Annotated in this window: 11 protein-coding genes; all 11 read left to right on the plus strand. The window is 37.8% G+C overall.

The window, feature by feature from the left end; translation table 11 throughout:
* A partial coding sequence (locus tag HY841_11960) for a hypothetical protein (protein ID MBI4931473.1) occupies window positions 1-591 on the plus strand: 591 nt, incomplete at its 5' end.
* A 34-nt stretch (window positions 592-625) separates the two neighbouring features.
* Window positions 626-1,531, plus strand: a complete 906-nt coding sequence (locus HY841_11965) for a zinc ABC transporter substrate-binding protein (protein ID MBI4931474.1) — start codon at window positions 626-628, stop codon at window positions 1,529-1,531.
* Window positions 1,532-1,549: 18 nt separating this feature from the next.
* Entirely contained in the window at window positions 1,550-2,416 is an 867-nt protein-coding gene (locus HY841_11970; GenBank protein ID MBI4931475.1) for a metal ABC transporter permease, read from the plus strand.
* Between the two features lie 14 nt (window positions 2,417-2,430).
* Window positions 2,431-3,147, plus strand: coding sequence for a hypothetical protein (locus HY841_11975; protein ID MBI4931476.1), 717 nt, complete (start codon window positions 2,431-2,433; stop codon window positions 3,145-3,147).
* A gap of 37 nt (window positions 3,148-3,184) precedes the next feature.
* Window positions 3,185-4,189, plus strand: coding sequence for a gliding motility-associated C-terminal domain-containing protein (locus HY841_11980; protein ID MBI4931477.1), 1,005 nt, complete (start codon window positions 3,185-3,187; stop codon window positions 4,187-4,189).
* A gap of 131 nt (window positions 4,190-4,320) precedes the next feature.
* Entirely contained in the window at window positions 4,321-4,551 is a 231-nt protein-coding gene (locus HY841_11985) for a helix-turn-helix domain-containing protein (GenBank protein MBI4931478.1), read from the plus strand.
* Between the two features lie 27 nt (window positions 4,552-4,578).
* Window positions 4,579-5,325: a hypothetical protein gene (locus tag HY841_11990; protein ID MBI4931479.1), complete on the plus strand. Its 747-nt coding sequence runs from the start codon at window positions 4,579-4,581 to the stop codon at window positions 5,323-5,325.
* A 465-nt stretch (window positions 5,326-5,790) separates the two neighbouring features.
* A complete protein-coding gene (locus tag HY841_11995; GenBank protein MBI4931480.1) occupies window positions 5,791-6,021 on the plus strand; it encodes a hypothetical protein in 231 nt (76 codons plus the stop codon).
* Between the two features lie 116 nt (window positions 6,022-6,137).
* Window positions 6,138-7,760: a hypothetical protein gene (locus HY841_12000; protein MBI4931481.1), complete on the plus strand. Its 1,623-nt coding sequence runs from the start codon at window positions 6,138-6,140 to the stop codon at window positions 7,758-7,760.
* A gap of 1,412 nt (window positions 7,761-9,172) precedes the next feature.
* Window positions 9,173-9,847 (plus strand): peptidase M10, encoded by a 675-nt coding sequence (locus tag HY841_12005; GenBank protein ID MBI4931482.1) that lies wholly within the window; start codon window positions 9,173-9,175, stop codon window positions 9,845-9,847.
* Window positions 9,848-9,854: 7 nt separating this feature from the next.
* Window positions 9,855-10,778 (plus strand): hypothetical protein, encoded by a 924-nt coding sequence (locus HY841_12010; protein MBI4931483.1) that lies wholly within the window; start codon window positions 9,855-9,857, stop codon window positions 10,776-10,778.
* Window positions 10,779-11,341 lie beyond the last annotated feature (563 nt).

The following is an 11,341-nucleotide window of genomic DNA, read 5'->3' on the forward strand; positions in this document are numbered from 1 at the left end:
AAATTTTTTCAGGAACTCACTGTCGAAGCAACAAATGTTGCTGAGAGTCCGAGTTTCCAGCGAAGCAGGAAAAACAATTTTCTTTACCTCGCGCATCTGAAAAATTTCTGGGACTTAAACGCAAACACTACTATGGAATTAGGGCTTACAGGAATAAATGGAGAAAATCTTACAGGCAAAATCACCAACATAGGTGCAGTTGACCTCACTTATAAATGGAAACCTGTTCGGTACAACACCTACAAGTCGGTTGTATTTCAGAATGAATTTTATTACAGCCATGCGCAACTTGACAGCAACGCAGTGAATGCGCTCGGGTTTTATTCAATGCTGAATGTGCAGTTATCAAGACGTTATTTTCTTGTTGGACGTTTTGATTATTCAAACACACCATACTCAAATGCGTTTATTCAGCAATCAGGTTCGCTTACGCTTGGCTGGTACGCAACCGAATTTCAAAAAATAGAGGTAGGAGCAAAATATACAACGATGAATGAAGCACGCGTAGAAAATAACAACGAGAAAAATTTCGCGCAGGGGTTTTTCCGATGGATTTTTATCATCGGTTCTCACGGAGCGCACAAGTATTAAAAAAGTTTTATTCACAAATCAAAAAGAAAATACTATGAAAACAAAAACAATAATCATACTCGGCACCCTGATTGGAATAGTTAATTTTTCCAACGCAGGAACAATTCGCGTTGTCACCACCACTCAGGATACGCATAGCATTGCTGAAATCATTGGCGGAAACAAAGTGGATGTGTTCGCTATTGCAACGGGCTACCAGAATCCCCATTTCGTTGACCCAAAGCCGAGTTACATCATCAAACTTGCCAATGCTGATTTATACGTTACACTCGGACTCGATTTGGAAAACTCATGGTCAATTCCATTGCTCACAAGTTCTAAAAATCTAAAAATCCAGAAAGGAACTGACGGTTATGTGGACGCATCAATCGGAGTAGCACTCATGCAAATTCCTTCTTCAATAAATCGTGCCGAAGGTGACATTCACATTTATGGAAACCCTCACTACTGGCTCGACCCGTTGAACGGAAAAGTTATCGCGCGGAACATTTGCAACGGTCTCGAAAGGATTTCTCCTGAAAATAAAAACTTCTTCGAGGCAAATCTCAAAACCTTTAATGAACAAATTGATTTGAAGCTCAAATCGTGGAGTTCAGCAATGGCAGCTTTCAAAGGAACTAAAATAATTGCCTATCATAATGAGTGGTGCTACTTTGAAAATCGTTTCGGCTTGCAGATTCTTGATTTCCTTGAGCCCAAAGTTGGAATCCCTCCAACACCTTCGCAACTTGTAAAAATCATTAAAGAAATAAAAGAAAACAGTATTAAAGTGATTATCACTTCCCCCTATTTTACTTCATCATCATCAGATATAGTATCTAAACAAACAGGAGCGAAAACACTTGTGCTCGCTACTTCTGTTGGCGCGTTCGATTCGATAAAAACTTATTATGATTTATTTGATTACAACGTCAAACTTTTAACCGAGACATTAAAATAAATTTTAAACTCCATTATTATGATAGATATGTTTCAATTAGATTTCATGGTGCAGGCATTCGTTGTCAGCATCATCATAAGTATAGTGCTTTCCTATCTTGGAGTGCATGTGGTTGGTCGCGGAATTGTTTTCGTTGACCTCGCGCTTGGGCAGATTTCCTCGCTCGGTGTTGCATTTTCCGATTATGTCGGCTACGGAAAAACCATCATTCCGATTTTGTTTGCTCTCACAGGCGCATTGCTCATGTCACTCATCAATATCCGCGACAAACGCCTGAAACTGGAAGCCATTATCGGAATAATTTATGCAATTGCATCAGCCGTAACCGTAATGCTCATTTCAAAAACTCCTCACGGTGATTCTGACATTCAGGAAGTTTTGTTCGGAAATATTCTCGCTGTTGATTGGGAACAAATAAAAATCATCGGATTCATTTTTGGTGCAATAGCATTGCTCCACCTCATCTTTCATAAAAAGTTTTTTCTACTTACCGAAAGTTTTGTAGCGGAAGACCCAACCATTGCCTCTGCAACTTTCAGAAAAAAAGGATTGTTCAGTTTATGGAATTTTATTTTTTACCTCTCCATTGGACTGGCAATTGTTTTTGCCGTGCGGGTAAGCGGAGTAATTCCTGTTTTTTCTTTTCTCATTATTCCCGCTGTCGGAGCAATAATGCTGTCGAAAAAAAACAGGAGCGTTATAATGATTGCAGGAACAATCAGCGTACTGGGAGCATTTTTCGGATTGTATGTTTCATTCACGTATGATTTCCCTGCTGGCTCATCTTTGGTTGCAGTGTTGGGAGGAATTTTTCTTTTAATATCTTTGTTTTATCTTTTCAAAAGCAGGATGAAAAAACACGCAAAAATTAACCAACAAAACTAAAAACCAACCTTCACATGTTACAGATATTTTTAGCAAGTTTATTACTGAGTGTTATCCATGCTTCAATTCCAAATCATTGGCTTCCGCTGATTGCTATCGGCAAGTCAGAAAAATGGACACGCTCCGCAACAATGTGGGGAACTGTAATTACAGGATTTGCACATACGCTCAGTACCGTGCTCATTGGAATTATCGTTGGTGTCATCGGCTACAAACTTTCTTCCTCATACGGAATCATATCAGGCATTGTAGCCCCTGCAATTTTGGTGATGTTGGGAATTATTTATATCATTCTTGATTTACGAGGTGCAAAACACGGACACACTCACTTCAAACTTGACAAAACACATGACGACCACGACCATTCGCACGAACACGGACACCATCACCATCACGACCATACTCATCCCCACGAAAAATCTGTTAAACCGAAAACAAATCATAAAACAAAATGGGCAGTTCTTTCAACATTAAGTTTGGGAATGTTTCTCACACCTTGTGTAGAAATTGAAGCGTATTATTTTCAGGCAAGCACAATCGGATGGGCAGGAATATGGATTGTATCTGCTGTTTACACATTTGTAACCGTAGGTGCTATGATGATATTAGTTTACCTTGGATTGCACGGGGTAAAAAATCTTCGTTCACGATTTTTAGAAGAACATGAAAAAAGAATTACAGGAATAGTTTTAATAGCGGTGGGGTTGCTTATTTATTTCATCAAGTTTTAATAATGAACAAAGAGGATGGATATAAAATGTATGTGAAATGAAAAGAATAATCTTTAAGCCAATTCTTTTTATCCTTTCTTGCTTAATAGCAATATCTGATTCATATTCGCAAACAGCACAATTGACAGTATCTCCAAATGATACTGTTTGTCCTAACGATTCAGTCACCATAACAATTCAAAATTCTACAGGGACGGTTTACTGGAGCACAGGTTCTTTTGGTCTTTCTATAATGGTGAATCCCACAATCACTACTACTTACTATGCCATTGATGATTTTGGCGGAGCAAACGACACCCTCTATGCCACCATTACTGTTATAGACCTTATGTCATTTATTGACATTCATCCTGGTGGAACATGGTGTCCGGGCGATACTACTTTTTCGATTCTTCTTATCAATCCAAAAGGCACTTTTATTTGGAGCACGGGGGATACAACACAAACAATTTGGGTTAGCCCAGATGTAACCACAACTTATACTTTGATAAATGACGCAGGAACTAATTGTGCAGATACGCTGTATATCACCATCACGATTTATCCTAAAACAGAACCGATAATAAGTACTTCAGGAAATGTTTTTTGTAACGGAACGCCTGCAACTATCTCCTTGAATAATCCTGTCGGAAATGTTCTGTGGTCAACTGGAGAAAGCACTTCTTCCATTTCGGTCATTCCTTCTTTTACTACTTCTTTATATGTCATAAATGATTATCAGGGCAATTGTCCAGATACTGGATATATTTCGATTAATGGAATCCCTTCGGAAATATGGCTTCCTAATGCTTTTTCTCCGAATAAAGATGGAGAGAATGATGACTTCAAAATTTATGGCGGAACACCTTCGGAATATAGATTACAGATTTTTAGCAGATGGGGAATAAAATTATTTGATTCAAAAAATCCCAAAGAGGGATGGGATGGAAAATACAAGGAACAAGAATGCCAATCGGGAGTTTATGCATGGATACTCTCCTATTTTAATGCCTGTTCCAATCAGATAGAACAAATGTCGGGTAATGTATCTTTATTGAGGTAGCAACTGAAATTCCATGACCGAAATACAACCCCCTTTTCATTTTCTACTCTAAAGTCCTAACACATCTCTTTTATATTATCGTATTTCGCGCAGTGGAATTCAGCAAGAATGAACAAACATTAATGAAAGCAATGGGCGAAGTATTAAGAATCCAAAGACAGAAAATCGGCTATACGAGTTTAGAAACATTCGCCAACGATATTGGAATGGACTCTGCTCTGTATGGGCGGTATGAAAGAGGAGAAAACATGAAAGTTATTTCGCTTGCCCGTTTGCTGAGCCACTACAATCTTGAAATTGACAATTACTTTAATCAGGTCGGAAAAATTATCAACAAAAATAAAAACGGAAGAAAAAAATAACATCAACAATTTAAACTCAATTACATCATGGCATCAACATCAGAAACAGGGCACGCAAAAAATGTAGCAAACTTTGAAGACCTCATTTCATTTTGCACAGGATACGGAACAAGTTACAATCCGAACAAGGCATCAATAAAACTTCCTGCTTTGAACACGCAATTTACAAGTGCGAAAAATTCTCTCACAACAATCAACACCCTGTTGCCACCGTCCACCAATGCAATCAATGCGAGAGATATTGTATTTTCTCCGCTCAACAAATTAATTACACGCATAAACAATGCGGTTGCATCAAGCAATGTTTCAAAACAAGTTATTGCAGACGCAAAAACAATCACCCGAAAACTTCAGGGAAAAAGAGCCAGCGACAAATTACCCACAGTTGTTGACAATCCCGCAACGCCCGAAGATGAATCACAAAAAAGTATTTCCGCTTCACAAATGAGTTTTGACAGTCGCATAGAAAATATGGACAAACTCATTCAACTTTTATCTTCACAAACGGGCTACGCTCCAAATGAAACCGATTTAAAAATTACTTCCCTGACAACTTTGTTGGCTGATATGAAAACAAAAAACACAGCGGTCATCACCGCTTTGACACCTTTGAGCAATGCCCGAATCGCAAGAAATACTATCCTCTATGCGACAGGGACTGGACTGGTTGACACCGCAGGAGAGGTAAAAAAGTATGTAAAGTCGGTCTTTGGCGGGACAAGTCCTCAATATAAACAGGTAAGCGGACTGAAATTTACCAAAGTCGGCAAATAAAATACAGGAAACGCCCTACATTACTTTGGAAGTAAGCAGGTTTATTTAGGTAACACTCGCCTGACAGTTGGAAAAACGCTACTTCACTTTGGACAAATGCGCCTGTAAAGTGGAAACTCTCACCTGACAGTTGGAAACTTCGACCTGTAAAGTGGAGACAAGCACCTGCAAAGTAGAAACTCCGACCTGTAAAAAGGAAACTCCCGCCTGTAAATTGGAGACAACCTACTGCACAGCGGACAGACACTTCCGATAAATCCACCTACGGCAAGCACATTTGCACTTGCCCACTTTTTATTTTTTTAATTGAATGGGCAAATGCAAAAGAGCTTGCCTGCCGACAAATCCGGAAAAGAAATTTTCAAAAATGCTCCACCGCACAACAAAAACAAAATACATCACAGCGGACAATTACTTCACGACACGGACGACAAACAGCACAGGGCATAACAGCACCTTGCTGCTATGGCGGTTTCAGTTCGTAAAGAAAGTTTTCTGCTTTCTATTATCTTTGTGCGGGCAGACAGTTGTGTGCATTTAATCCGCCACATCAGCAAGCTGCAAAACGTTATGCCCAATGGTAAAGACGACAGTAGAATCATTTATCTTTGGCATTTTAATAACGGACAGCAATGCAAACAATTAACAGCAGACAGAAAAACGGGCGACACGCAAGCCGACCCAAGAAAGATTTAATTTTTGCCCCACCCGCAAAAAGAAAAAACAAAAGGACAATCCCTACGCTCAATTTTTTGTCAGGGTTTTTGTGCCTCGCTTCGTTTAGCACATTTGCAAGTCGTGCAGTTTTTGCTGTGAAAAAATATACAGCAAAAACATGCACGCCCTTCGGGAAACTTGCAAAAGAGCTAAACTCCACCCGCAAAACAAAAACACCCGCCAAAACATTTTCCATCGCTCCCGCTTCGTGGACAGCATCGTGCATCCTGACAGCGTTTCTCACGGTGGACTGTTTCGCACAGCAACCGCAACAACAGCAGGTTGGAGGAAATCTTTACGACCGTTATAAAAATTGGGGTGAGGAATATATTATGAAACAACAGGGACAAATTTTCACCCCAACACCCACTCCATTCGGGCTGGTAGAAAATCCTGCTGTGACTGGCGCAAGACAGGTTATTTATTATCGTGCTCCTTCCAATAATAATAATGCTGACTATATTTTTAACAAGGCAAATAAAAATCCATCTGAGCCAAAGTTTGAAGACCCGAACGCCAACAATAAAAATAAAAATCCTTTGCAACCACTGACAGAGGAAGAAAGAGAAAAGCGGCAATCAGACAATATTTTGAATTTACTGAACGAAGCACATACAGTAAGAGCCAGTAGAAATTCCAACTTCTACCAATCGCCTGAATATTTGAATAGCGAGAAGACATACAACGCTGCTTTGCAAAATCTGCAAGACATGCTTGCAGCCAAAAAGAAATTATCCATCAAAGACGCTTTGTTTGAAGTGGAAAATGCTTTTGGAAATTCTTATCTCAACAAAAAAGAATACGATGAAGAAATAAAAAAATCAAAGGAGTTCATGGGAATTTATGCGCAACAGAATGGATATGACTTAAACAAGAATGAAGATAAGCATACGGTAATACAGAAATTCATGAGAGAAAAATTAACGATAACAATTCCCGACCCTGATGGAAAATCACCTCCAAAGACAAGAACACATGAGCCGTTTACCTATGATTTTGAAGATTACAAGGGAGAATTTGACCACAGAAATTTTTTTCTTACAAAAATACTGGCAACGGGCACAGGGCAATGCAATAGTTTAACAAATACCTATCTTGCCTTTTGCGAAGCACTCGGAGCGGAAGTTTATTTATCCTTTGCACCTATTCACGCTTTTGTAAAATACACAGATAGTCAAGGGAAAGTGCGTTCCTATGAGCCAACCACAGGAAGATTTACAACGGATAAATGGTATCAGGAAAATTTATATGTGAGCGATGAAGCCAAGAGGAACGGAATTTATTTAAGTCCGCTTAACAAAAAACAAATAGTTGCTTCTTCTATCGTTCAGCTTGCGGCAGGATATAAATTCAAAAATGGAATCCATGACGGAAAATACATTAATAAGTGTGCAGACGAAGCATTAAAAGAATTTCCGAACAAAAATTTAATTCAGGCAATCGGCTTGTATTCCAGAACAACCGCATACAAGTTAGACGAACTGCTTTGGAAAAATAATGTGAAAACATTAGACACTGCCATTTATAAAATTAAAGGCGTTCCTGAACTTGTTGACAGATTATTTGCGTGTGAAGCGATGCAGGAAAAATTGGGTTGGGAGCCAATGCCCAATAATATGTATGAAAAGCTTATGCAAGACAGTGAGTTCAGAGGACAGGAACAAAAAGACAAGAACATTCCTACAAAGCAAAAACGGAATTTGTTTAACGAACATTAATAACCTTTAACTACTTTTACATCATGAAAAAATTACTCTACACCGTCCTTTCAACAGTTTCATTTTCTGCTTTTGCAGGAAATGACATTCCAAAAGATTCAACAGCAATGCAAAAATCTTTTTTCATCAGCGCAAAAGATGAATTGGAAAGTATGCTTTCGGGGAAAAATCCATTGAGCTATGAAAGAGCAGTTTTTGTCACGGAAAATGCTTATTGGGAAAATAGGGGCGAGTATAAAAATTTTATCAACGCAATCAATTATCATACGGACAAAGTAATAAAGTTGCTGAATGCAAATAATAAAGAGAATGAGCAGAATTTTAAGCCATGGTATACAGAAACGGTTGAACAAAAAAAGGTAAAATACAGAAAACTTCTTGCGAATTGGGCTATTTACACATACATTACAGACACGACTTACATTCCCGAAAGTAGCGATTTAATTGTTAAACATATTCCATTTGAATATGCGAGCACAGACCCGTTAGGTACAACTGACTGGGCAAATTCCCAAGTATTCAATTTGCTTAACAATAAGAGAACAGGAAATTGCTATGCCCTTGCCTCCCTATTTAAAATTTTTTCTGAACGATTAAACACAGATGTAAAAATTTGCACTGCTCCAAGTCATATTTGGATTAAACATAAAGACCTAAACGGAACATCTTATAATGTTGAACTTTCAGCAAAAGCATTTCCAGGACTTGGAAAGTTAGAAACGCTTACTTATACAACTGATGAGGGAACAATCAATAACATTTCCATGCGAAATCTTGACCTGAAACAATCGGTTGCACTCTGTCTTGTTCAGCTTGCAAAAAGTTACGAGCATAAATTTAAAATCAGAACCGATAATTTTCTTTTAGAATGTTCCGAGCTTACATTAAAGCATGATTCTTTGAACCTGAACGCAATGCTTTTGAAAGCAGAAGTGTTGGAAGAAAGAATAATTCAGAAAAAGAAAACTATTGCTCAATTGCAAGGTGATAAAGAATTTAGTCAGTATCAGAAACTAATTTCTCGTCTTTACACGCTCGGTTATCGTGAAATGCCTCTGGATATGAAAAATATTATCATTGCCGAAATCAGGAAAGAAGCATACATGATTTTGAACAAACACTATCCTGATAATGACACCTCCTATGTAACAATCTCACACGGAATATTTGAAGAAATGCACGAGAAGAAACCAAAAGAAAAATATTTCCGAACAATATTTAACACAAGTACAAAGAAGATTGAAAAGTTTGTCGCAGAAGATACGCTCTACAATAAATATTATTTTGACCCTGTCTCTTTTGCTCTTAATGTTAATCCATCTACAAGTCCTGCAAGTATCAGTCCATATTCAGCCATGAATGGAAATCCGATACTTTACAATGACCCTACGGGAGAATCGGGAGAAGTAACTATTGATAAGCAAACAAGAACGCTTACCATAACTTCTAACATTACATTTTATGGAAGTTCTGCAAGTTTAGCTCTTGCAACACAAACGGCAAATGATATTCAAACCAAATGGAATGCTGCGGGTGGAAAGGTAAGCATAGGTGGTACAGAATATAATGTCCTTTTTTCTGTTACAGGAGAATATAAACCGGGGCTTACTCCTGCGGAAGTGGCAAAGAATACAGATATAAAACAAAATTTTGTAAGAGTGGAAGAAACAGCGGCAGGCAATATATCATCGTATGATTTTGCTGGTAATTCAGGATATTTTTTATTGAGTAATATACAAGGGGCAGGAACAACAACAGAAGCACATGAATACGGACATGGTTTAGGTTTAGTACCAGGGACGGAAGGTTATCACCCAGAAGACCTTGATTTGAGGGGAGAGGGGCAACCAGGAATTATGTATCCAAGAGGTACATTAGTGGATGCACCTTATACATATAGCCCAGCAAAAGGGGCTTCTACCGTTGACCCAAATACAGGAAGGGGTGTTAATACTTTAAGTCCTGAAAAAAGAAAGGTAACCCAGTCAGATATCAATATGCTTGGTTTAGATAAGCTGAAATTTGATAATACTGGGAAAGCAAATTTAGGTAGGATTACTAACACATATAAACAAAAAAAACCATAAAAATAATATGGAAATAAAATTTAGCAATAATAATATGGCACTGAAAATATTTACATTTTTACTTTTGTTAATATCGCTGACGATTATATCATGTTCAGCAAACAAAATTGATTCTCTCACAACAGATAAAGATGTATTTGCTTTTGTGCAACAATTTTTTCCCGACTTTAAGGGTTTTGATGAATACTACAATGAAACAATAAAAATCTCAGATTCATTAAAAGTTCGTAACTGGACAAAGACCGACATTGATAACAATGGTGAAACCGACCTTTTAGTTTTTAGAGGAAATGATTTACCTAATATCCTGACTCTTCTTTCTTTTAATGGAACTTACAAAAAAATAAGTGCCAAATATCATTGTAAGTATCAGTTTATTTATCCAATTGTTAAAACCATAGACAATAAAAAACTACTTCTTCTTTATAGTCAAGAACAGACGGGATATGACCCTAACACAAAACATTTTACTTATACAAAACTTGCCTGCGAAACATTAACTATAAAGAATAATTTATTTCTAAATTATATTCAGTCACCACGCCATTACGACATTGAAAAAATTGAAATCAAAAATGATGGAATATGTGAGGGGAATTGTCCAAGGATAAATATTTCAATTAACTTAAAGACATTTGAAAACATTTGTTCCAAACAAATGTATTGGGATAGTACTCCCAAAAATTTTACTGGACAACTCACACAAAATGAAATTAAAAATATTTTATCGCTTCTTGACTATTCAAACTTCAGCGATTTTAATAGCAAATATGAAATTGGTTGTACAGACCAGACAACAACAACCTTGATAATTACTTATGACAATGGGAAAATAAAAAATATTGAAGATTATGGCTCGTCCGGTAATTTCACATTAGCAGAGATATATGATATTGTTTACAATATTAAATGGATTGAAAAAAATGAATAAATGCAATTCTACTCTTTTTTCTGTCATACTTTTTGTTCCAACACACAGGCAGTCATTTATCCGTCCTCGTTCCTGCGGGCGGTAAATCACTGCCCCAAACACAAACAAAAAGATATGCCAGAAAGCTAACGCACGGGTGGACAGAAAAGAAATAAAAAACAATTCCCCTGCTTCGCAAAAATTAAATCTTGCGACCGCTCATTGCCAACAGACAAAAATTCATTTCTTCGTGGACAGGTAATCGGGTGACTAAATACTGAAAGCACGGTGGACAGTGCAACGGGAGACAGAACCACTGGGCATAACAGCACCTTGCCGAATATTGCGGGTGCAGTGGTAATTGAAGGTGTGTGCTATTAATTATCTTTGTTGCGGCTTGACAGTTTTGTGCTTTTAAGTCCGCAACATCGGCAAGCTGCAAACCGTTGGCAGTCATTGCGAAAACCGCGACAGTTTCTCCTGACAATTTATAAAGTCATCGGGGGACTGTCCGTCTCTTTTTCCACGACAATCTTTTACTTTCCGACAGTTTCTCCTTTAATTGTTTCTCGTGGGACAGTCCA

The sequence above is a fragment of the Bacteroidota bacterium genome, from assembly GCA_016213405.1.
Taxonomy (GTDB): Bacteria; Bacteroidota; Bacteroidia; order Palsa-948; family Palsa-948; genus Palsa-948.